This is a genomic window from Marinomonas sp. ATLA20 (genome assembly GCF_057180105.1).
On sequence record NZ_JBXUKU010000013.1, the window covers coordinates 64,270 to 87,279 of the forward strand.

The following is a 23,010-nucleotide window of genomic DNA, read 5'->3' on the forward strand; positions in this document are numbered from 1 at the left end:
AAATCACAGAATAGATAACACGCATAAAATAGTGCTAGTTGACGCTACCATAGCATCAACTAGCATCAGACCGCACCTATTTACGAACTCCCCTTCCTACTCATTTTTCGTTCCAATAACCGCTTCAATACCCCCTTAATAAATCTAAAAACACTAGGAGTTATTATCCATGCTATCCCTTCTCACTGACTTGCTTTGGAGCAAGGTTCTTATTGCTGTATTAGTCGGTCTTGGTATTTGGTTTACCGTTGCAACCCGCTTCGTACAGTTTCGCTACTTTGGTAATATGTTTAGCATACTAACAGCCAAACACCATGAAGCTAACAGCAAACACTTAAGCTCATTCCAAGCACTAATATTATCGGTTGCTGGTCGCGTCGGTGGCGGCAACATTGCCGGTGTAGCCGTAGCCATCACCATTGGCGGTCCAGGTGCAATTTTCTGGATGTGGGTTGTTGGCCTAATGGGCATGGCAACCAGCTTTGTAGAGTGCTTGTTAGCGCAAACCTATAAATCAGCAGAAAGTGACGGCTCTTATCGTGGCGGCCCAGCATTTTATATTGAACGAGGCCTAGGCAAAAACTGGAAATGGCTATCTGTTCTCTATTCAATATTACTATTAGCCACATTTGGCATTGCCTTCACGACGCTTCAGTCATACTCAGTTGCGACATCCCTAGAAGATGCGTTTGGCATTCAGCCTTACTACAGCGGAATTGGTATGGCACTTATTGTTGGACTGATTATTTTCGGCGGAGTGAAACGTATCGCTCAAGTTGCTGAAATATTAGTGCCTATCATGGCAGGCGGTTATTTACTCATCGCTCTCATCGTACTTGCGATGAACCTAAGTGCCATTCCTGACACGCTAGTGATGATTGTAAAAAGCGCCTTTGGTTTAGAGCCTGCATTTGGTGGTGGCATAGGTGCAGCCATTCTAATGGGCGTAAAACGTGGCCTGTTCTCTAATGAGGCTGGCCTTGGAAGTGCACCAAACGTGGCTGCGGTAGCTCACATTCCACACCCTGCAAACCAAGGTATCGTTCAAGCCTTTTCTGTCTTTATCGACACCATTGTATTGTGTACTTGTACTGCTCTGATCATTCTTCTTGGCAGCGCTTACGACCCAAGCAGCACAGATACAGTTCAAGGCGTCGCACTGACTCAAGCTTCTTTAGCCACACACATGGGTGATTACGGTCGTATGTTTGTCAGTATTGCTTTGTTGCTATTTGGCTTTAGTACCATTCTCTACAACTACTACCTAGGTGAAAATAGCGTTAGCTACCTAACCAAATCTGATAATCATGGCTTCTACATGAATGCCTTCCGCGTCATCATAATTTGCCTTTGCTGTACAGGCGCTATTCTTGATTTGGGCACTGTGTTCGCCTTTGCGGATCTAAGTATGGGGCTATTAGCTCTGGTTAACTTATTTGCTCTTGCCTTGCTATTTAAAATTGCAAAGCGCGTCATGAAAGACTTTGACGATCAGCGCAAAGAAGGCAAGAAAACGCCGACATTTGAAGCCGCCCGTTTTCAAGACTTAGAACTTGACCAAGAATCTTGGCCAACTAACGACTCTCACCGCTAACAATTCAACTTAGATTACGCCTCACCCTATCCGGTGAGGCGTCAGGAAGCCATCATGAACACTCGCTCTGAATACGATTTACTTGGCAATATGAACGTTCCCGCTGACGCGTTATACGGCATACAAACATTGCGTGCAGCTCAGAATTTTTCCATCACTGGCGTTCCAATTTCCCACTTTCCTGAGCTGATCAAAGCGTTGGCCATGGTGAAAGCCGCTGCCGCTCGAACCAACCAAGAAATGAAACTACTTACGACTGAAAAAGCAGACGCCATCGTATTTGCCTGCCAAGACTTAATTCAAGGTCAATATCACGACCAATTTATTGTCGATGTAATCCAAGGCGGCGCAGGCACATCAACAAATATGAACGCTAACGAAGTCATCGCCAACATAGCATTAACGAAACTAGGCCATGAAAAAGGCGATTACAAATACCTGCATCCAAATGACGACGTTAACCGCTCACAATCCACCAACGACGCCTACCCAACGGCCGCTTGTTTGAGCATCCAATTTGCAGCGGATAACTTTGTTCCAAGTCTTGCTTCACTAAAAGAAGCGCTAGAAGCCAAAGCTCGTGAATTCGCCCACATCGTAAAGATGGGCCGTACGCAACTGCAAGACGCCGTACCAATGACACTAGGACAAGAATTTGATGCCTTTGCCGTTACCCTTGGCGAAGACATTGATCGCATCAGCGAAGCCTGTGCACTGCTTTGTGAAGTCAACCTTGGCGGCACCGCAATCGGTACTGGCATCAATACACCTGAGGGTTACGCAAAACTGGTTGTAGAAAAACTAGCAACCATCTCAACCAAACCACTCGTACCAGCAAGCAACCTAGTGGAAGCAACCTCCGACATGGGTGCGTTCGTTTTTTTCTCTGGCATTTTAAAACGCCTTGCGATCAAACTAAGCAAGATGAGCAATGACTTGCGCCTATTATCAAGTGGCCCTCGTACTGGTTTAGGCGAGATCAACTTACCTGCAATGCAACCAGGATCTTCCATTATGCCGGGCAAGGTAAACCCCGTTATTCCTGAAGCAATGAACCAAACGGCCTACCAAGTCATCGCATCCGACCTTGCGGTGACATTGGCCGCCGAAGCAGGTCAACTACAACTCAATGCCATGGAGCCGATGATCATTTATAACGTACTCAATTCGTTAAAAATGCTCAAAGAGGCTTGTCATATGTTAGAAACTCGCTGCATACGTGGCATTACAGCAAACGAAGCCATTTGTGCTGGCCACGTTGAAAACAGCATCGGCATCATCACTGCGTTAGTTCCGCACATTGGTTATGCCAATGCATCTCGCATTGCCAACACCGCATTACATACTGGCAATACCGTAAAAGCTTTGGTCATTGAAGAAAATCTGCTCACAGAAGAGCAAGTGAATATTTTGCTCAGCCCACAATCCATGCTGTCACCTAGCAAGGTGGTATTATGAGTGCACAAGTTCTCATCTTATACACGGGTGGCACCATTGGAATGGTTCAAACAGAGCAGGGATTAGCCCCTGCTTCTGGCCTGCAGGAGCGCATCGAGATGGCATTAGGGATGAGCGTAAACACGCTTCCCTCTTTTGAAGTATTGGAAATTTCACCTTTAATAGACAGCGCCAACATAACGCCAAAGCACTGGACGAAGTTAGTCGCAATTCTTGCAACCCATTGGAAAGATTACGCTGGCTTTGTCATTCTCCATGGCACGGACACCATGGCTTATACAGCTTCTGCTTTGTCTTTCATGCTAGGCGCTTGCACTAAGAGCATCATCCTAACCGGTTCGCAAATTCCTTTAGGTATGAATCGAAGCGATGCGACTTCCAATTTACAAGCCGCATTATCGCTAGCGGTCTCCCACAAAATACCCGATGTGAGCTTAGTTTTTGATGGCAAGCTAATGCGTGGCAACCGCATTCAAAAAGTCAGTAGCAATCGTATTGAAGCCTTCCAAGCCCCCAATGATGATTTACTTGGCGAGCTGGCAATTGATATTAAGCTTTACCCAGATCGCATGATTAAAAGTAACAAAGAGAACTCGGCGCCCCTGGTTGAAAACCGCATCGTTTGTTTTATAACGGGCGCTGTTGGAGTCATCACTCTTCACCCAAGTCAACCCATTGCAGTTTTACAAAGTCTACTCGATGACGAAAATTGCAAAGCCATTGTTCTGCTAACCTATGGCGCAGGCAATGTACCCGACCAAAACCCTGCATTTTTGTCTTTCTTAACAGAAGCCATGTTGCGCAAGAAAAACGTCATAAATTTAACCCAATGCCTACACGGCGGCGTCTCTCAGGGCGCCTATGCGGCGGGATCTATCCTATCGTCAATGAATGTATTAAGCGGTAAAGATATGACTTTAGAAGCGGCCTTCTGCAAACTCCATTGGCTAATTGCCACAGGGGAAACCTATCACGGTATTCTAGAGAAATGGAACACAAATTATTGCGGTGAGTTTACCTCCCTGTAAATGTTCTAAAGGCCTTTATGTTGAGCAACACAAAGGCCTTTCAAAGTTACTTGCTCGGCTCACTCCATACCGCCCATTCATTGCCGCACGGATCAAGGAAGTGAAAACGACGACCACCCGGAAAATCAAAAATCACCTGCTCAATCGTGCCACCAGCCGCTTGAACTTTATCAAACACCACTTCAAGCTCATTGCTGTACAAAATCACCAAGGCTGCGCCATTTTGTGGGCGCGAACAAAAATTGGCCTGAAAAAAACCACCATCTAATCCCGCATTTTCAAAAGCTGAATATTCAGGACCATAATCTTTAAAACCCCAACCAAACACCTGAGTAAAAAAAGTTTTATTTAACGCTAAATCACGCGCTGGCAATTCAACATAATTGATTTTATTAGACTCCATATACCCTCACTTAACGGTCGATACCACAACCAAGATAACGCTCATCACAATCATAGCGCCACCAATCCATTGCTGCTTCGTCATTTTCTCAGCAAAGCGCACTTTCGAATAATACAAGGTTCCGATGATTTCAATCTGTCCTAAGGTTTTCACTAAAGCAGGATTCACCAAAGCAAAACCGGTAAACCAACCAATGGAACCTAAAGAGCTTAGTACACCTACTTTACAACTTAACGCCAACTCATTTTTAAATGGCGCCAACAAATCCTTACTTCTATAGATTTGAACACCGCACAAAATAATAGACTGTAAAGCCAAAACATACCAAAGTGTAACCCCTGCACCAGTTATCAAAGAGCCAGATAAAGAATGGCTGGCCATCGACGCGGTAACGGAAGTAACAGCAAAACAAAAACCACTCGCCAATCCAAGTAACAAAGAAATATCTTTATGAGCCTGTTTAATATTCTTCCATTTCACGCTCATAACAACGGCACCTAATACCCCTAAAAAAATCCCAATCCACGAGCCAATCGTCAAAGTATAATGCAACAGAGGTAAACCAATTAATGCAGCCAACACCGCTTCCGTTTTCGCCAACAAGGTTCCTAGCGCAAAGCTACCCGACTGAAATGCACGTAACATAAAATACGTCGCCAATATCTGAGCTATAGCGCAAATACTAGCAGCAACCCAAAAGCGCAGATTATTGTCGACTGATACCCAGCCAAATAATTGCCAACAGGCCACAAGATAGACACTAACTAATGGCAAACCAAACAAAGATCGAGACATGGTGGCATGCAGGAAGCCTGTTTCACGAGCCAACGTATTTTGATACGCCGTTCGAACTGACTGACAACCTGCTGCAAACAGAGTAATAAAGATCCACATACCAATGCCTTATATTGGATTTAAAGCGCTAGCATGAGGTTAAGAGAAGTATTTGTAAAAGGAATAAATCTTATATTTTGGATTCCATAAAGGAATGCTTTAGGTTGTAACTCGACAAACGTCGGCAAATTGCTTGGTTAATTCAGAAGCCGATATTTCTTTGCAACCTGACACATTCTGACCACTCCACAAAGAAGAAAAGTCATCCGAGCCATGCTTCTCTGCCAAAGCTTTCAATTGCGCCATTTCCATTGAGGCATGTGGAAACTCTGGAACATTATCATTCATATAACCAAGGTCTTTCATAACTCGGTTAGCTATTCCTCTTGCTGGTCGCCCCGTAAACACATTGGTTAAAGCAGTATGGTTAGCTTTTTGGCTTTTTAATGCTGCGCGATGCAACGCCGATGTTTTAGCTTCATCACACAACAAATAAGACGTACCTATTTGCACCGCCCCAGCACCAAGCGCCAATGCCCCATTAATGCTGCGAGCATCACAAATACCACCAGCCGCAATAACAGGGATATCGACCCGACCAACAATCTGAGGCACTAACGAAAACAAGCCGACTTGGGTAGAAACATCTTTCGAAAGAAACATACCACGATGCCCGCCAGCCTCAAGACCTTGCGCAATAATACCATCAGCACCATTCTCTTCCAGCCAAATAGCCTCCTCCAACGTTGTCGCCGAAGACAACACCTTAGTTCCCCAGCGCTTAACTCGAGCTAGCAGGTCCGGTTCAGGTAAGCCAAAGTGAAAGCTAATAACTGGTGGAGCAAAACCCTCTATCACATCTGCAACATCATGACTAAAAGGCATTCGCGAAACCGCTTTTACTGTCTCATCATATTGACCAGAGAATTCATCAAAATAAGGCTTTAACAAGCCACGCCACTGCTGATGTTTTTTCTCGTCGTATTCTGTTGTCTGATGACAGAAAAAATTCAGGTTATAGGGTTTATTCGTAGCCGTTTTAATTAAGGAAACCTGATGAGCAATATCATCCACACTCAACATAGCGCATGGCAAAGAGCCCAAACCACCCGCTTTCGATACAGCAATCGCTAAAGCGCTGTCTTGAACACCCGCCATAGGCGCCTGAATGATTGGATAATCTATTCCCAACCATTCACATATACGAGATTGCTTCATCTGGTTTCCTTATATTTAACCGATAAACTTAAAACGAAAGTCTAAAATTTAGCAACGATGCTCGACAGTGCCTGTTTAACAGACTCGTCAACCATCTCGCCATCTTTCATCACGCCATAAAAATTAGGCACACTCAAACTACCAACAACATTACCTTTGAAAAAAGGCATGCTGTTTACCGTTTGAGCCAACACACTGCTCGCGCCACCAGGGCCAGGCGATGCTGAAAGCACTACAATTGGCTTATCTTGATAAACCGCTTTTTCAATACGAGATGCCCAATCGAAGATATTTTTGTAGGCCGCAGAGTAAGAACCATTATGTTCAGCAAATGAAGCAACAATAGCATCGGCTTGAGCAATAGCATCTACAAACGCTTGTGCTTGAGCAGGCACACCAGATTCTTTTTCAAAGTCCTCACTAAAAAGCGGCATATCGAAATCATTTAAATCAAGTAGCGTTACTTCCGCACCATCAACCAAGTTAGCTGCATAACCAGCCAAAGCTTTGTTAATAGACTGTCGGCTTGAGCTAGCGCCAAATGCAAGTATTTTCATTTTCGATCCTTCTATTTCGGGAATGTAAAAAACGATGATAACAGGAGTTTCATATTTTTTTGATGTACCTATATTTAGAATGCCATCATGAGACGCATTTTTAAACATACATTTTTACGCTTTGCTATTGTGGGTAGCTTTGGCTTCTTAGTCGACCTTACAAGCATGGCGCTGCTTTCTATCTGGTTACCCCACCTTACTGCCAGAGGACTCGCGTTTTGGGTCGCCGCGAGCTCAAACTGGTGGTGGAACCGCAGCATTACTTTTAAAGAAGCCAAGCTAGGCCACAAAAAAGCCGCCGCATTGCAGTTCATACAATTTCTCGGCGGCTCTGTAGTGGCTTTTATACCAAACTGGGGCTGCTATCTAATACTCGTGTCTCAACCACCAGCCAATATGACACTGGCTCTTTTATGGCCTTATTTAGCCATGGTACCCGGCATATTAATTGGCATGGTACTCAATTATGTGTTCTCACGCTTTTGGGTATTTTCTCCCGCCAAGCTTTAAGCCGCTAGATTTTTGTTGATGGACTTATATTCGTATTGATTAAATCCACTTAAGCCTTTTCATCACCATGCTCAGCAAAGCGACCTTTGGATTTATCATGCACCTGATCATGGCGCGGCCAAGGCCAACCACCAAATTCCGTACGCTGATAATCATGGAAAGCCTGCTGCAGCTCCGCTCGCGTATTCATCACAAATGGACCATGTTGCTCCACATGCTCACCAATTGGACGACCTTGCAATAATAAGAAGCGGGCTTTTTTACCTTTGTTTTTCAGTACTAAAGACGCATCACTTTTTAAGACAAAGGCTTCATTGATTGAGGCGTTCGTTTCATCTAATGTCACCTTTTCACCTTCAAAGAAGTATAAAGTACGGCTCAAACCAGCCGCTGCCGCAGGTAACGTCCATTCACCATTTTCTGGCAAGTCGATCAACCAAATAGCTACATCATTTTCACTATCCGCTGCCCATGAGTTTGGAGGACATGGCGAAGGATCGACATTCTGAAACGTACCAGCAACCACTTTGACTTGAGTGTCTAAACCGTTCGCATCCGCAACACTCACCACAGGCGTATCTTCATCCCAAAGCATCGCAAAATGCGGTGACACCATCTTATTTTTGCTTGGTAAGTTCAACCAAATCTGAAACAGCTCCAGTGGATTTGGACCGTCCTCATTTAGTAAAGGAAACATTTCAGAATGCTGAACGCCAGAGCCGGCAGTCATCCACTGAGTATCACCTTCACCATAACGACCTGCCGCACCGATGGAATCAGCATGATCCACAAAGCCTTTGTTTACGATAGTCACTGTCTCAAAGCCACGATGTGGGTGCGCTGGAAAGCCTGGAATATTCTTACCGTGATACATACGCCAGCCGTCAATGCCACCAAAATCCTGTCCCAAAGGACGATTATGCAAAGGGGCATCAGGCCCCATAGAAGCATTCGCTTTTGGGTAGGTGTCGTTGTGAAAGGCACAAAACAAAAAAGGATCAAAAGTCGGCCAGAACATTTGTAGGGGAATTCGTTTTAAAATTGATGAGCTCATTATGTTTCTCCATCAAGAAATAGTGTATCTGATAAGCGCATCATAACATCTATAAACTTGATTGTTTTATGCTGTTATTAGTTCCAATCTATTCATTTTTTCAATACGAATACGAATACGATCAAAAGACACTATGTGCAACTTGGAAAAACCACTTTTGCAGTACACCCTGACGCGCCACTGTCTATCGAAGAGTTGTCATACAAAGAAAATGAACATTCATACTTGGCACAAATATCACGCACTATCATTAAGCCTAAACCATAACTCTCACCACCTGGTTTGCCACTCAGACCACAACCCGTATCCTTAATAGACAACTCATTTTCCGATACAACAATATTCACGCAGCCTTCCTCGGTACAAGCCATGGCATTCTTCAATAAATTACCCACCAAGATATGAAAAGTAGGGATAGGCAGCTTGGTAATTATTTGACCATTTTCGATAATATCTACAACCACAGACTTACCCGTTAAATATCCCAAGTGCGTTTGCCTAATATCTTCAAGCTCACTATTTTGTACAACACGTGAAGCAATCGCGGCCAAATCTTCATCTCTGGTTAAAGACAGTAATGTCGTGATGTAATCTTCCATTTCTTGGCAAGCCTGAACCATACGCACGCGCTGACGCTGTAAAAATTCTTTTGAATCAGATTTACCTAGCAAGGTTATCGAACCCTTCATCACCATAAGAGGCGTGCGTAACTCATGGCTCGCATAGCGGTTAAAGGCTCGCTCGCGCTGAATCAACTCACTAATTTGATTTTGATAACTGTTTAAGCGATCCACCAGATGACGGATTTCTCGTGTTGCCGCCCCTTCAGGCAGTTCAATAGCAGACAAGTTGGCAGTTTTTCTGTCACCAAGGCTTTTAGAAAGCTGAGCAAGAGGCTTGGTTAAACGGTCAGAAATTCGCATGACCACCCACAAACTGACGATCAATAACAACAAAGACAACACCAACTGCGTACTTTGCGTTTCAAACATCTGCTCTTCAGAGATCTCGTAAATCTCATCGTAATGAATCACATAAATGTCTTTCAACTCACCATTCAGCATCGCTTTAGAGTGCATAGAAAACATTTCTAGGGTCGTGTCAGACTCTTTGTCCAATTCATAAGGCTTATCGTCTTTGGCATTTTCTGCAAGGACAACACCAGACGGCAAGTTTTCTTTACCCACATAAACGTCAGAGAATGGCGGCACAGAAACATGAGTTAACTGTGTGCCATTTAACAAAGCTATTCCTGTATCTTTATCTTTTAACATGCGATTTTCTGCGTAAATCATTTCTATGTTTTCTATCATTGATGTAAACATTGAAAAATGAAACGCAATAATCGCGAACGCAACAATCGAAAAATACGTGAAGGTTAGCTGTTTCGCTGTTTTAATTTGTTTCATTCATCACCTTCAACAACAAGACGGTACCCCACCTTAGACACGGTTCTTAAATAAGCATGTTCGAAAGGTCGATCAATCAGACTGCGCAATTGATAAATATGACTGCGTAAGACTTTGCTATCGGGCTCTTCATCACCCCACAAGGCATCGCAAATTTCATCTTTCGATACCACATCAGGCGCTTTTTGAATTAGACACTTTAGAATCGTGAACTGAGAAGGGTTTAAAGAGTAACGGCCACCTTCACGCTGAAGCACTCGCGTATTCATATCCAAAGATAGATTACCGAACGTTAACGTCCGATTCGCCACACTGCCCTTTCGTCTCCTTACTAGAGCTTGCAATCGAGAATCTAGAATTTCCAAATCAAAAGGCTTTACCAAATAATCATCCGCTAAATGGTCAAACCCTGTCAGAATATCGTCTTTGGTATCACGAGCCGTCAACATAAGAATCGGCGTATCAATACCCGCTTCTCGCAAGGATTTGCAAACCGTTAAACCGTCCATTTTAGGCAGCATAATATCTAAAATAATGGCATCGTAATGTTCAGTTTTTGCCAACTCATATCCTTGCAGACCATTACTCGCATAATCCAGCACATAGTTTTTGATCTCAAAATAATCAAAAATCACACCGGCAATATCTTTATGGTCTTCTACTAAGAGTAATTTCATATTTTTCTCAATTATCAAAAAGGGGCTGTAAAAAGAGTGGGTCAATTAGGATCAATTGTCACATAAATGCATGAAAAAAAAGTGAATCACCTTTTTGCGACAGAGCTGTGATTAGGATGTACACAACCTATCCTTTTCCGTATTCAGGAGAACAGCAATGAGCGCCATTCCATACAGACAATACGCAAACCTCGAATCCGCGGCAAAAGAACCAACCGCCAAGGCACAACCTTTAGTATCCGTAATCATCCCCTTCCTAAACGAAGCCGATGTATTGGCGGTTTGTCATCTACGTGTCTGTGAAGCGCTATCAATGCTCAAACAGCATTGTGAAGTCATCTACATTGACGATGGCAGCAATGACAATAGCTGGGAGTTGGTCAGTCATTTCAAACACCCTTTACACCAAATACGCAGCTTACGATTAAGCCGCAATTTTGGCAAAGAAGCCGCCATGAGCGCAGGCATGAAAGCCGCCATAGGTCGTTGCGTCATTCTACTTGATGCGGATTTACAAGATCCACCAGAATATATTCCCGACATGGTACAAGCATGGCAAGATGGCGCACAAGTTGTCGAAATGCAACGCCGCGAGCGTCACGGTGAAAGCTGGCTAAAACGCACCACGGCACATTGTTTCTATCGTTTCATGTCCACAATAAGCGATCACCCGATTACCGAAAATGTGGGAGACTTTCGTTTAATGGATCAAAAAGTCGTCGATGTGATTAACACCCTGCCAGAAAGAACCCGCTTCATGAAAGGCTTATTGGCTTGGCCTGGCTTTACTCGCAAAATACTCACTTTTGATCGAGATCCTCGCTTGGCTGGCGACACCAAATGGAACTATCCAAAGCTTATCCATTTGGCCCTAGAAGGCATCACCTCATTCAGCACCAAACCACTACGCTGGGCCACCATGGCAGGACTCACCACATCGGCTATTGCCTTTGTTATGGCCTTGGTCATTTTCACTAAAACCATCGTTTGGGGCGATCCTATTGCAGGTTATCCATCGACAATACTCGTCGTACTATTTTTAGGGGGCATCCAGCTCTTATCGATTGGAGTACTAGGCGAATACGTTGGTCGATTGTTCATTGAATCCAAACAACGACCTTTGTATGTACTCATGGAAGACGCCATGACAAAACCCACTTTCAAATACTCGGACTCTGAATAATGCAAAAGCCGACCACTTCGCTACCCTCTGCCAAACTCCTGCTTATCCTATTGATCAGCTGCTTGGTCATACGCTTTATTTCCTTATCACTTTATCCATTAATGGATACCACAGAAGCTCGCTATGGAGAAATGGCGCGAATCATGTTCGAAACCGGCAACTGGGTCACGCCAATGTTCGACTACAATGTGCCATTTTGGGGAAAGCCGCCCATTTTCACCTGGTTAAGCAGCCTTGGATTTAGCTTATTTGGCATCAATGAATTCGCCGCACGTGTACCACATCTCATTGTCGGTTTAGGCGCTATTTGGCTGGTTTACAAGCTAGCAAAAGACCACTTCCAATCGTCAGCAATGGGAATTTTTTCTGCGAGCATTTTGGCGTCTACAATTTCCTTCATTGTCTTAAGTGGCGCTGTAATGACTGACACAGCCCTCTCCTTTTCTATCGCTCTAAGCATGATCAGCTTCTGGCAAGCATGGAGCAACAAAGGCAAGATTTGGGGTTATTTATTCTTCATAGGCTTGGCACTAGGCATGTTATCAAAAGGCCCGTTAGCGATCGTTTTGATTGGTATAAGTTTAACCATTTGGCTCATTCCGAATGGCCGTTGGAAAAGACTATGGCGTATTCTGCCTTGGGGATACGGCACGCTACTTTTCTTAGTTATTTCTGTGCCTTGGTATGCCATTGCCGAATATAAAACCCCCGGCTTTTTAGACTATTTCATCGTAGGAGAACACATCAAACGCTTCATAGTCAGTGGTTGGCAAGGCGACTTATATGGCACCGCACATGAAAGGACACGGGGCACGATTTGGGTATATGCCTTAATCTCTATGCTACCTTGGAGCCCACTTATCATATGGCAATGGATTCGCATGATAAAAGACGACAAAGACGTTGAAGAAAGTTCAGATGGTTTTGGCTCCTACTTATTATTCTGGATGTTATCGCCCATGATTCTATTCAGCTTTTCCGGCAATATTTTGGCCAGCTATGTGATGCCAGCACTACCAGCCATGGCTCTATTATTGGTGCACCTTCACAGCCAAAAACCATTACAAAACTGGCTCTATAAAGCCGGATTCATCACGCCAATTTTGCTTATCATTCTAATCAGCACCTTGCATTTTGATTTGATAGCCAAACGCTCAGAAGACAAGATACTTGCCGTTTGGAAACAGCAACCAGAAGCCACACAAAGCGATTTATTCTATCTGCATAAACGCCCATTCTCTGGTCAGTACTATTCTTCTGGAAAAGCGAAGCAGCGCTCAACCGACGTAAACTCTTGGTTACCGGCGCAGGACAAAGCATTTTTTATTATTCAAGCAGCGAATGACCATACCGATTACCCAAACTGGTCATGCGAAAAAAGAAATACAACAGGAAAAGAAGACCTAATGTATTGTGAAAACACACCATAAGCCTTCATTTCAACGGTAAAAGAGTGTTCAAAATAAGACATAAAAAAGGGGCTAATTCAAGCCCCTTTTTTTATTTGCGTTAGTAAAACTAAATTGCAACAGACCCATAACTCGGTTCAGTATGGGATTGATTTAATGCATCATGGGCATGAGGTATGTAAACAATGGCTTCGCCAGACTCTGGGTTCACTGCAAGATCAGGCACTTCACCTTTCCAAGCAATTTTACGTTCATCACGAGGAGATACACCAATATGCTTACGGTAACAGCGACTAAAATGCGGTGTAGATATAAAGCCACACGCCATGGAAATTTCTACAATCGACATATTCGATTGCTTCAACAATTTACGCGCTCGTTCCAGTCTTAACCGCAAATAAAAACGCGACGGAGAACAATCTAAATGACGATGAAACATACGCTCAATCTGACGACGAGACACGTCAACAAAAGTCGCCAATTCATCGAGCTCGATTGGCTCTTCTAAGTTGTTTTCCATCAACTCAATCACATCTACCAGTTTTGGCGTACAGACACCAGCACTGTTAAATTGGCGCATTGGCATGCGTTGTTGATCAGACTCATTACGAATGCGGTCACAAATAAACATATCGGAAATAGCATTAGACAATTTCGGACCATGTTGCTTGGTCATCATGTTTAAAAACATGTCCATCGGCGCACTGCCACCAGATGATGTCATTCGATCTTTATCAATGGAGAAAAGCTTGTTATTGCAGTTTACCTTTGGAAACGCTTCTTGAAGAGCAGTTAAACATTCCCAATGCACACTACACTGATAGCCATTTAGGAGTCCTGCATAAGCAAGCACATAAGCACCAGTACAAATACCGCCAAGCTGAACGCCTTTGCGTGACTGCTTCATCAGCCAAGAAACCTGCTTAGCGCTAAAAGTGCGAGTTATATCAACGCCACCGGCGACGATAATTAAATCAAACTCACCACTGTCTTCCATGGACAAATCTGGGGTCAAAACTAAACCATCACTGGCCGTGACAGGTTGACCGTTTTCGGAAATCAAACTCCAACTATACAGCTCTTCTGCAGACAGCTGATTCGCCATACGCAAAGGCTCTATAGAGGAAGCCAGCGCGATCATAGTAAAGTGATCGAGCAATAAAAAACCGACTTTCGTTGTGCTTCTTCCATCAAAAGCTAGGGGGGTATTTGCCATATTAATGTCCTCATATATGCGCATCTTTATTATTAGGCAAAATCCAGACCACTTTGCCTAGATAACCTTAAATAACATCAATTACACATATTTTTTTTATTTTTCTAAGGAAACACAAAGTTCTCAACCAACACCGTATAAGTAAACACACTAGGACTAACGTATGGAAACTATAGCCCTGTGTTTTTTTACTAACATCAATACTGTGTCATGCACCAATATAGACCATAACAGCCCTTTGAAGGAACACTTTATTTCATGAAATTTAGTACTCAATAACGACATCTGATTGAGGAATTGTACAGCAGGATAAAACATACCCAGCTTCAACGTCGTCATCAGTGATCCCACCGTTATGTTCCATCTTAGTTTGGCCTTCTTTAACAAGGACTTTACAGGTACCACAAATCCCCATACCGCAGGCTTTTGGTATCATCAAATCCAGTCTAGCTGCCGCATTGTGCAGTGTTTCTCCAGCGCCAATCTGAATACTCTTACCACTGTTTGCAAACTCAACTTTTAGCAAATCCGCTTGATTAACCGCATCCGCTTCAGCTTGCGCAACTTCCGCAAGTTCAATGGCATCTTCCACCACATCAGCAGGTGTCGCACCAAAGGACTCTTCGTGGTAACGACTCATGTCGAAACCTCTTGATTGAAGAAGGCTCTTCACTGCTTTCATATAGGGCACAGGACCACAACAAAAGATCTCTCGCTCCATAAAATCAGGGGAGATCATGTCCAGTTTTGCAGCATCTAAATAGCCTCGATATCCTTGCCAAGGCAATCCATTTTCCATGCGCTCAACAATCAAATACAAGCCAAAATTATCCAGGCGAGCAGCCATATGGTCGAGTTCACGAGTATAGATAACATCGCGCGGGGAGCGTGCACTGTGTATAAAAGTAACATCTACTTCTGCATTGGTATCAAACCACCAACGAGCCATAGACATTACTGGCGTAATACCAACACCACCAGATAACAAAAGCACCTTTTCATTAGGGAAGTCGATACAGTTAAATTGACCAACAGGACCATGTACAGCCAATTCCGAACCCATGAACATATTGTCATGCAACCAATTCGATACTTGTCCGCCCGGTACACGTTTTACCGTGATAGAAAAGCTGTATGGAACAGAAGGTGAGCTCGAAATCGTGTATGAGCGCATCACTTGCTTGCCTTCAATTTCCAGCTCTAAAGTGACAAATTGTCCTGGCTTGAAAAAGAACATCACTGGCTGCTGAGCCATAAAACAGAATGTCTTCACATCCCACGTTTCATGAATCACTTTCACACAACGAACATTATGACGTCCATTCACCCATGTCTGAGTATTTACCGGCGCTAAATAATCAGCATTCATCGCATTTACAGAGGAAGAGTTGCTCATATTGAAATCTCTTAATTAAATTCAATTGCTTAAAGTTGTGTGACACCATTTCGAGCCATTTTGGATCCTGTTGATCAATGCAAGTTAACTCTGCGCGACAATAAGTTGCTCATGGCAGTCACACCAGAGGATTCAGGCGATTGCGAGTCGATTTATGTATCAACACCTGTCGCTAATGGTCATTTCCTTCTACATTGATTAAGCGACTATAGCATCGTAGTCAAAAGACGCATTCCATCACTCTTTTTGTCATTAAGGCCCAGAAAGATGAATCAACACGACCTACTTAATGTACGCCATGCTTCCTTAGATGAAGCTAAAACAACTATGTCAGATTTGCTAGAAAAACGTCCTAGCAACTATTCACTTGACGCACAGCTTTATAATGACCCACACATGTTCAGAATCGACATGGAAGAGGTCTTTCAGAAAGAGTGGTTATTTGTGGGTATGACCAGTGAAATCCCAAAGAAAGGCGATTATATAACCGTCGAAATTGGGCAAAACCCCGTTCTTATCCTGCGTGATGGTGAAGGCAACGTGAACGCCTTTCACAACACCTGTAGACACCGTGGTTCAGTACTTTGTACGGAACACAGAGGCAAAGTGGCTAACTTAGTTTGCCCTTATCACCAGTGGACTTACGACCTGAAAGGCAACTTGCTGTTTGCTGGAACGGAAATGAGTAAAGATTTCGACACCAAGCAACATGGTCTTAAAAAGGCATTTTGCAAAACCGGTGGCGGCTTTATCTATGTTTGCCTAGGAGAAACCGCACCTGATGATGGTTTCGATGAATACCTAGCAACACTAGACGCCTACATGGAACCGTATGATGTTGAAAACACCAAACTGGCTGTTGAATCCACCATGTACGAACGTGCAAACTGGAAGCTAGTGCTAGAAAACAACCGTGAGTGTTACCACTGTTCAGGCAGCCACCCAGAGCTGCTTAACACATTGTTAGAATGGGATGACACGGAAGACCCACGCGCACCACAAGACTTCCACGACCATTACAACGCTCAAGCAGCGAAATGGGACGCAGAAGGCATTCCGCACAAGAGCAAAAGCTTTGGTGAAGTACAGCGTAACCGAATCGTACGTATGCCTTTGAAGAAAGGCACACAGGTTATGACAATGGATGGCTCTGCCGCTTGTACAAAACCATTAGGACGCATTCAAAACCGCGAACTAGGCTCAATGCGTATCTTGCATTTGCCGAACTCTTGGAACCACATGCAATCCGACCACTTTATCGTATTCCGTGTATTGCCTGTTTCTGCACAAGAATCTATTGTCACTACAAAATGGTTCGTCCACAAAGACGCAGTAGAAGGTGTTGATTACGACACTGAAAAACTTCGCAGAGTTTGGGATGCTACCAACGAGCAAGACAAAGTACTTGGCGAGCGCAACCAGCTAGGCATTAACTCTATTGGTTACCAGCCTGGACCTTACTCTGAGACCTTCGAGTTTGGCGTAATTAATTTCTTAGAATGGTACGCAAATACTGTTCAAAAGAATCTTAAAGCGAAATAAAATAGCCTTAAGATTGCTCAGCAACACAAACCAAAAAACACCAAAAAAACACCAAAAAAACATCAAAAGCGAATCTTCGGATTCGCTTTTTTTTGCCCATTAAACACACCATCTATTACCCTGCATCATGAGCAATAAAAAAGGGCTGCAGCTTATGCCACAACCCTTCCTTAACCATCAAACCGAAAACTACAAAATTCGCTTCAACAACCTATCAGCTCGTGTGCGAATGACTTTTTTCAGTAACCTTTGAATTTTCAAAGGATAATCCGCCAAAACCTCCAGCCGCTCAAACGAACTAATTCGCTGAGTATGCCGATGAATGTTGTCAAACTCAGCGGTAAACTTCGCTAACAAATTCTGCTTTGGATCTTCAATCAACAAACCATTTTCCAAATCAAGCGCCCACGCCCTAGGATTCACATTATTACCAGTTAACAACATGGTACGAGCATCAACCCAAAGCCCTTTTAAATGAAAGCTATTATTGTCATGCTTCCATAAATGAATCGATAAACCGCCCGACGCAATATGGCTTTCATTAGCACGAGCAAACTTACGCAAATTCATCTCATACAAGTACGGCAAACCACCAATGGCTTTAAAAGGCTGATCTGGCGCGATGTAAAAATCGTTGGCGGTTTTATCACCCACAACAACATGCACCTTCACACCACGCTTAATAGCGCGCTTAACCTCTCTCAAGACCACTTTAGGAAGGTTAAAATACGGCGTACAAAGAACAATTTCTTGTTTCGCACCAGACAATATAGACACGATTTTCTGATTCAATACATTGTGACGTTTACCAACACCCACCATAGGCGTTACCGCCACCTGCTGATCGCTTACCGCCTGTTTCTCGCCACCATAAAATGACTTACCCAAAGAGATTCTAAACTGTCGAATCACCGGCTTGAGCTCTTTCGTCGAAGGCAAGTTGGTTTCAGCAAGATTATTCACAGCTGAATGCTGGATCATCTTAGTGCTAATAAAATCCACCATACTGTTTGCTAATGCTTGATTCTGAATAACATGGTAACGATCAAACCTATAACGATCTTGTCGGTGAAGATAGACATTATTAATACTGGCACCGCTGTAAATGACCGTATCGTCAATAACAAACCCTTTTAAATGCAACACACCAAACACTTCACGATTACGAACAGGCACACCATAAACAGGAATCGCATGCTCATATTTTTCAGCGAACGCCTGATACATAGCCGCATTACCTTTGGCCTTTTCCGCACCGATCAAACCACGCTGAGCACGGTGCCAATCGACACAAATTGCAATATCTAAACTTGGGTTACGCTGTTTGGCTTCATATGCCGCCGTCAAAACTTCCCTACCCGCTTCATCATCTTCAAGATAAAGCGCAACAAGATAGATCCTAGACGTGGCGTTCTGGATCGCTTCTAATAAATATTCTCGAAAACTAAGGGCAGATTGCAGAACATGGAATTGGTCAGGCTCAACTGCAAATGTAGGCAGTGAACCGAATAAGTTTCTAATGGGCATAATACAGAAGTGCTACCTTATTTTTAACTAACGTCAAACTGTAACAAATTCACTGATTTTTTTCTTAAAAATAATCGTTTCAACTCAAAAAGAGCCATAAAAATAGAGCAAATGTCGTATTCAATACCTACTAAAGCCTAACCTCATCCATATCTGGGTTGTTCTTTAAATACGCCTTCCAAGACAAATCAATCACCTTCACCTCGTCTTCAAGCCAACGCCTGAACTTCATCACTTTCTGATACTTAAAATGCGGCGCTGGCGCGACAAAATAAAAATCATATTGCGACTTCATATAAATGGGTAACGGACAAATTAACTGCCCTTTCTCGATCAACTCATACACCAAGCCATAACGCATCATAGCCAGCCCCTGACAAGACAACAACGCCTCTACCAAAGAAGTAGAATCCGCCACATGCAAATGCGACCTCATCGGCATATCGTAAAGGTCCAAAAAACGCTGCATCACAGGCCAAACATGCCGAACGTCTGGCCCAGTATCAGTAATAATCGGAATATTGATCAACTGTTCTTTAATCGGTTCATCCATATGAATCATCGACGGATGACACACCAATACTAAATGCTCTTGAAATAATAATTGCGACGTTAGCCCTGCGTATTCACCTCGCCCCAAGCGAATACACAAATCCAAATCACTGTCCGCAAACGTCGACAACTCAATACTCGGACTCAAGCGAAGGTTAATCTCCGGCTCTTTAGCTTGAAACCCACCCAAACGCGACACCAACCAACGACTTGAAAACGACGGCACCGAACTAATCACCAAAGTATTTGGGTTAGGATCTTCCGTAATGCCTTTCACACCCTCTTCTAATAAAGCAAACGCCTTCTCAACGTAATCAAACAAATACTGCCCTTCCGACGTCAGCACCACTTGGCGAGTGTGTCGTTCAAACAACTCAACGCTCAACGCCTGCTCCAAAGTTTTAATCTGCTGACTCACCGCCGCCTGCGTCACAAAAAGCGACTCCGCCGCTTTCTTAAAACTCAACGACTGCGCCGCATAACGAAACGCCTGCAAGGATTTAAGCGGCGGCAAAGCTCGACTAGAAGACATGAAACACACCCTTTATAAATAAGATTTTCTTAACTATAAAACACTTTTTCTCGTTTGTCGCAGTGCAATTAATAGACGATTATTTGACCATAAAGCAAACACCTCAATAAACAGAGAAAAGGAAAACACCATGAAAACGTGCACATCAGAAGAAATAAACAACCACGAAAACACCCAACGAGACATAACTTCTAGCTGCAAAAACACATTAGCTAAACTAAAAGAAAACACATGGAAACAACGCCTAGCCAAAATAGCGCATAACTGGCGTACAAGAAACAGACTGAGCCAACTTAACGAAGCGCAACTGAAAGACCTCGGCCTAAGTGCTGCGGATGTGGATCAGGAAGTGAGAAAACCGGTTTGGAAGTGATTTTTTTGAGGCGGGAGCAAGGGTGCTTTAGGTGCCCTTGTTGCAGGGTTGTGGTTTTTTTAGACTGATTTGGGTTGTATTTTAACGCCGCATTAAGGTGTGAGCGACGATTGGCTATATTTGAGCGAAGCGAAACTGCCAAGCGTTGCGAATCACTCTTAAATACTTTGTTATGTGCGTGCTAAATCTGTGCGTACAATCTCAGCATGTCTTTGTGTTGAATACCATTTTCATAGATTGGTTCTGGGTAATTCAGTAAGAAGTGATCTTTGATGATCGAGTCAACGCGAAAACCAAGGCGCTGATAATAAGTCAGTTGATAACCAAAGGTACCTGTACCCAATTCAACACGAGTGATTCCCTTACTTGGTAGCTGAGACAGAACTGACTTGAGCAATTGAGAGCCAATTCCTCGACCTTGTAACTCGGGATATACAGAAACATTGAAGATTTCAGCAAGGTTTTGGGGTTCTGGCTTCACTATACATGCCGCCAAAATACGCTCATTATCTAGCGCAGAAAAGCACCATGATTCGGATAAATATGATGAAATACTCGCTTCAGAAGGATCTGCTTCGAGCAGCAAATCTAGCGGAATTTGGCTACTTTTGACTTCGATAAATTGCATTTTTCCTCCAAGCATATAACGCCCGTAAAACGCGCGAGCTTGCGAGTCGCAGTGCTTACGTTTGTTAGCGGATAGTTACGATTCCGAACCAAACAACATGATATCTAACTGTTCATTATTTGGCACATAACCGCTCTCAATAATTTTAAAAAGCACATTTCTTAGTAGATTGAATGTTTCCAGTAAGTGCTGTTGATCATGTTTAGGCCGCCCATGAGCAGCAGCAGAACGCTTGTCATATAGTTTTGCGACTTTCTTTTGAAGTTCACGTCTACTTGGCCCCGGCTTTTCCAAAAAAGATGCAATTAAAGCCGAAACCCTAAACCTCAATTCTGATGTACTCGGTGAAAATAACGCCTCAAGCGCTCCCCACAATGACACGAGCGTTAATGTCGTATTTTGGATGAATTGCCCCTGATCAATTGCTTCTTTTGCGAGAACGAACTCCGGACTTTTCTTCAGTAGTTCCCGCGTTACCTGCCAATGGTCTTGAACCCACTTAAGAGCTCCAAAGCTGGCAGCCTCTTCTTCTACTGATAAAGCAAAGGATCGGTTTTGAACCTCAAATGGATAGAGTGCCTGATGTTTTTCATTGGCATTTTCGCTATCGAAAGCTAGATTCGAGAAAACTGGAAGTGTAATCGCAGGATTAACCGCAATTCGGAGTAAGAACAATATTACACGCGCAGTCTGAATGGCCCTGTCTGTTCCACCCTCGTTTTCAATTGGGACAACTAGCTCTGCTGAAATATCATAGGATATACCACCGGATGCCGAAGACCACGGACCAGGATGATGCTTAGTAGGCTCTTCGGGTGGAGCAAAAGCAACCATGAATGGGGCAAAGATATGCGCATACGTTTCGCGAACCACAACCCCATTGCCCAGATCAAAACCTGTTTCTGGTAACTGGAGACCATGAAGGCCAAAGAACAACTTTTTACTTTCCACAGAGCTCCCTCCTATGATAATCAGCTAACGCCTCAAACACCGGCGCGTTTTTCCGCGTCCGATTGATTTGACTTGTTAGCCTTCCTGACAGCCTCAAATTGTTTGTAAGTATTTCTATGAAATTCCAAAGCAGAATCACTTACCTGATGATGCTCTTCGTCAGGCAGCCTCAATTTAATATTTTTATACTTACTATATGCAGAGTTTTTCAGAGTCGAAGATAATAACAATCGCCCCTTTGGGCTAACCGTTATTAAAAAGTTATCGAACAACCCATGGAAATCTGAGCGCAACAATAGTCCATTAGAAGGATGATTCGTAGCCTCGCCTAAATACGAATAAATATGGCATGCTTGAAGAGTTTGGGGAATGTCACAATGTGTTATTGCACATTTTCCGCCAAAAGCTTTCATTACCTTAGTTCGGAATGTTTTTTGACCTTTCCTGATGTGCGCTAGCCTTAGTCTTTTTTCTCGATCATCTATGACTACCTCAATATCAAATTTGGACTTCGGCTTCTTCGGGGTTGAAACTAGCTTATTATCTGGAGAATAGGTTGTTAAGTATTCAAGTCCCTCTTTTAAGGCTAGATACTTAGCATACTCCTCAGCTTCCTCTTTTTTCCAAAAATGCTTTCTCTTTTCTCCGTCAACAAAATTACCTCCCAAGCCACCTCGTGGTCCGAATGGATTTGGTCCACTGATCACTTCATAGTGAACATATTTTCCACTTCCTCCATGAAAGGAACCCCGTGAAAATGAGTGAACGACAACTTTGTGCATGATACTCCTTGAAGGCTAACGCTTTGCCAATGGGCAAATGCGAACGTTGTTGGGCGAAGCCCAGTGAGTATTTGTCCCAGCCGCGCTGTTTGCGGCGATTTTGGGCAACTTGTTATGTGCGTACATACTACAGCACATGTACATCGTTGATTGTTGCGGCATATTTGTTATTTCCAG

22 protein-coding genes are annotated in these 23,010 nt (G+C 43.5%); 8 read left to right on the forward strand and 14 right to left on the reverse strand.

The features are described 5' to 3' along the window. The first annotated feature begins 169 nt into the window (after positions 1 to 169). From AC2A4J_RS17720 to AC2A4J_RS17730, 3 genes are read left to right on the forward strand one after another with little or no spacing between them, the layout of a single operon-like run. Entirely contained in the window at positions 170 to 1,594 is a 1,425-nt protein-coding gene (locus AC2A4J_RS17720; RefSeq protein WP_255825053.1) for an alanine/glycine:cation symporter family protein, read from the forward strand. A 54-nt stretch (positions 1,595 to 1,648) separates the two neighbouring features. Continuing rightward, complete coding sequence (locus AC2A4J_RS17725) at positions 1,649 to 3,052, forward strand: aspartate ammonia-lyase (RefSeq protein ID WP_255825054.1); 1,404 nt, start codon at positions 1,649 to 1,651, stop codon at positions 3,050 to 3,052. Continuing rightward, a complete protein-coding gene (locus AC2A4J_RS17730) occupies positions 3,049 to 4,080 on the forward strand; it encodes an asparaginase (protein ID WP_484176962.1) in 1,032 nt (343 codons plus the stop codon). The genes AC2A4J_RS17725 and AC2A4J_RS17730 overlap by 4 nt, the downstream gene beginning before the upstream one ends. 46 nt (positions 4,081 to 4,126) lie before the next feature. Here the strand turns inward: AC2A4J_RS17730 and AC2A4J_RS17735 are convergent, their stop codons facing one another. The 4 genes from AC2A4J_RS17735 to AC2A4J_RS17750 all read right to left on the reverse strand — a co-directional run bounded on the left by AC2A4J_RS17735 (position 4,127) and on the right by AC2A4J_RS17750 (position 7,092). Beyond that, a complete protein-coding gene (locus AC2A4J_RS17735; RefSeq protein WP_484176963.1) occupies positions 4,127 to 4,483 on the reverse strand; it encodes a VOC family protein in 357 nt (118 codons plus the stop codon). Positions 4,484 to 4,489: 6 nt separating this feature from the next. Then, positions 4,490 to 5,377, reverse strand: a complete 888-nt coding sequence (locus tag AC2A4J_RS17740) for an EamA family transporter (RefSeq protein ID WP_484176964.1) — start codon at positions 5,375 to 5,377, stop codon at positions 4,490 to 4,492. Between the two features lie 99 nt (positions 5,378 to 5,476). After that, positions 5,477 to 6,535: an NAD(P)H-dependent flavin oxidoreductase gene (locus AC2A4J_RS17745; RefSeq protein WP_484176965.1), complete on the reverse strand. Its 1,059-nt coding sequence runs from the start codon at positions 6,533 to 6,535 to the stop codon at positions 5,477 to 5,479. Between the two features lie 41 nt (positions 6,536 to 6,576). Then, positions 6,577 to 7,092, reverse strand: coding sequence for an NADPH-dependent FMN reductase (locus AC2A4J_RS17750; protein ID WP_484176966.1), 516 nt, complete (start codon positions 7,090 to 7,092; stop codon positions 6,577 to 6,579). An 87-nt stretch (positions 7,093 to 7,179) separates the two neighbouring features. On the opposite strand from AC2A4J_RS17750, the gene AC2A4J_RS17755 reads away from it, so the two are divergent. Then, the gene (locus tag AC2A4J_RS17755) at positions 7,180 to 7,602 is read left to right on the forward strand and encodes a GtrA family protein (RefSeq protein ID WP_484176967.1); all 423 of its coding nucleotides are present in this window, start codon (positions 7,180 to 7,182) and stop codon (positions 7,600 to 7,602) included. A gap of 49 nt (positions 7,603 to 7,651) precedes the next feature. On the opposite strand, the gene AC2A4J_RS17760 is transcribed toward AC2A4J_RS17755, so the two are convergent. The 3 genes from AC2A4J_RS17760 to AC2A4J_RS17770 all read right to left on the reverse strand — a co-directional run bounded on the left by AC2A4J_RS17760 (position 7,652) and on the right by AC2A4J_RS17770 (position 10,742). Next, the gene (locus AC2A4J_RS17760; RefSeq protein ID WP_484176968.1) at positions 7,652 to 8,656 is read right to left on the reverse strand and encodes a pirin family protein; all 1,005 of its coding nucleotides are present in this window, start codon (positions 8,654 to 8,656) and stop codon (positions 7,652 to 7,654) included. 131 nt (positions 8,657 to 8,787) lie between these two features. Then, positions 8,788 to 10,065 (reverse strand): sensor histidine kinase, encoded by a 1,278-nt coding sequence (locus tag AC2A4J_RS17765; protein WP_484176969.1) that lies wholly within the window; start codon positions 10,063 to 10,065, stop codon positions 8,788 to 8,790. Beyond that, a complete protein-coding gene (locus tag AC2A4J_RS17770; RefSeq protein WP_484176970.1) occupies positions 10,062 to 10,742 on the reverse strand; it encodes a response regulator transcription factor in 681 nt (226 codons plus the stop codon). Before AC2A4J_RS17770 ends, AC2A4J_RS17765 begins: the two co-directional genes overlap by 4 nt. 157 nt (positions 10,743 to 10,899) lie before the next feature. Between AC2A4J_RS17770 and AC2A4J_RS17775 the strand changes: the two genes are divergently transcribed. Beyond that, positions 10,900 to 11,925, forward strand: a complete 1,026-nt coding sequence (locus AC2A4J_RS17775; protein WP_484176971.1) for a glycosyltransferase family 2 protein — start codon at positions 10,900 to 10,902, stop codon at positions 11,923 to 11,925. Next, positions 11,925 to 13,355 carry an ArnT family glycosyltransferase gene (locus AC2A4J_RS17780; RefSeq protein WP_484176972.1) on the forward strand — a complete coding sequence of 477 codons (1,431 nt, stop codon included), beginning with the start codon at positions 11,925 to 11,927 and terminating at the stop codon, positions 13,353 to 13,355. Before AC2A4J_RS17775 ends, AC2A4J_RS17780 begins: the two co-directional genes overlap by 1 nt. Positions 13,356 to 13,443: 88 nt before the next feature. Here AC2A4J_RS17780 and gbdR read toward each other — a convergent pair whose 3' ends face one another. Beyond that, entirely contained in the window at positions 13,444 to 14,550 is a 1,107-nt protein-coding gene (gene gbdR / locus AC2A4J_RS17785) for a choline metabolism transcriptional regulator GbdR (RefSeq protein ID WP_484176973.1), read from the reverse strand. Between the two features lie 265 nt (positions 14,551 to 14,815). Beyond that, the gene (locus AC2A4J_RS17790; RefSeq protein WP_484176974.1) at positions 14,816 to 15,946 is read right to left on the reverse strand and encodes an FAD-binding oxidoreductase; all 1,131 of its coding nucleotides are present in this window, start codon (positions 15,944 to 15,946) and stop codon (positions 14,816 to 14,818) included. Between the two features lie 267 nt (positions 15,947 to 16,213). Between AC2A4J_RS17790 and AC2A4J_RS17795 the strand changes: the two genes are divergently transcribed. Next, the gene (locus tag AC2A4J_RS17795) at positions 16,214 to 17,488 is read left to right on the forward strand and encodes an aromatic ring-hydroxylating oxygenase subunit alpha (RefSeq protein ID WP_255825081.1); all 1,275 of its coding nucleotides are present in this window, start codon (positions 16,214 to 16,216) and stop codon (positions 17,486 to 17,488) included. 189 nt (positions 17,489 to 17,677) lie between these two features. On the opposite strand, the gene pssA is transcribed toward AC2A4J_RS17795, so the two are convergent. Continuing rightward, positions 17,678 to 19,015: a CDP-diacylglycerol--serine O-phosphatidyltransferase gene (pssA, locus tag AC2A4J_RS17800; RefSeq protein WP_484176975.1), complete on the reverse strand. Its 1,338-nt coding sequence runs from the start codon at positions 19,013 to 19,015 to the stop codon at positions 17,678 to 17,680. A gap of 130 nt (positions 19,016 to 19,145) precedes the next feature. Further along, entirely contained in the window at positions 19,146 to 20,099 is a 954-nt protein-coding gene (locus tag AC2A4J_RS17805; protein WP_484176976.1) for a LysR substrate-binding domain-containing protein, read from the reverse strand. Between the two features lie 130 nt (positions 20,100 to 20,229). Between AC2A4J_RS17805 and AC2A4J_RS17810 the strand changes: the two genes are divergently transcribed. Beyond that, positions 20,230 to 20,472 carry a DUF1127 domain-containing protein gene (locus tag AC2A4J_RS17810; protein WP_484176977.1) on the forward strand — a complete coding sequence of 81 codons (243 nt, stop codon included), beginning with the start codon at positions 20,230 to 20,232 and terminating at the stop codon, positions 20,470 to 20,472. Between the two features lie 181 nt (positions 20,473 to 20,653). Here AC2A4J_RS17810 and AC2A4J_RS17815 read toward each other — a convergent pair whose 3' ends face one another. From AC2A4J_RS17815 to AC2A4J_RS17825, 3 genes are all read right to left on the reverse strand, one after another. Beyond that, a complete protein-coding gene (locus AC2A4J_RS17815; protein WP_077314891.1) occupies positions 20,654 to 21,100 on the reverse strand; it encodes a GNAT family N-acetyltransferase in 447 nt (148 codons plus the stop codon). Between the two features lie 75 nt (positions 21,101 to 21,175). Then, the gene (locus AC2A4J_RS17820) at positions 21,176 to 22,051 is read right to left on the reverse strand and encodes a HEPN domain-containing protein (RefSeq protein WP_182794508.1); all 876 of its coding nucleotides are present in this window, start codon (positions 22,049 to 22,051) and stop codon (positions 21,176 to 21,178) included. 32 nt (positions 22,052 to 22,083) lie between these two features. Continuing rightward, on the reverse strand, positions 22,084 to 22,833 hold the full coding sequence (locus AC2A4J_RS17825) for an HNH endonuclease (protein ID WP_484176978.1): 750 nt from the start codon (positions 22,831 to 22,833) through the stop codon (positions 22,084 to 22,086). Positions 22,834 to 23,010 lie beyond the last annotated feature (177 nt).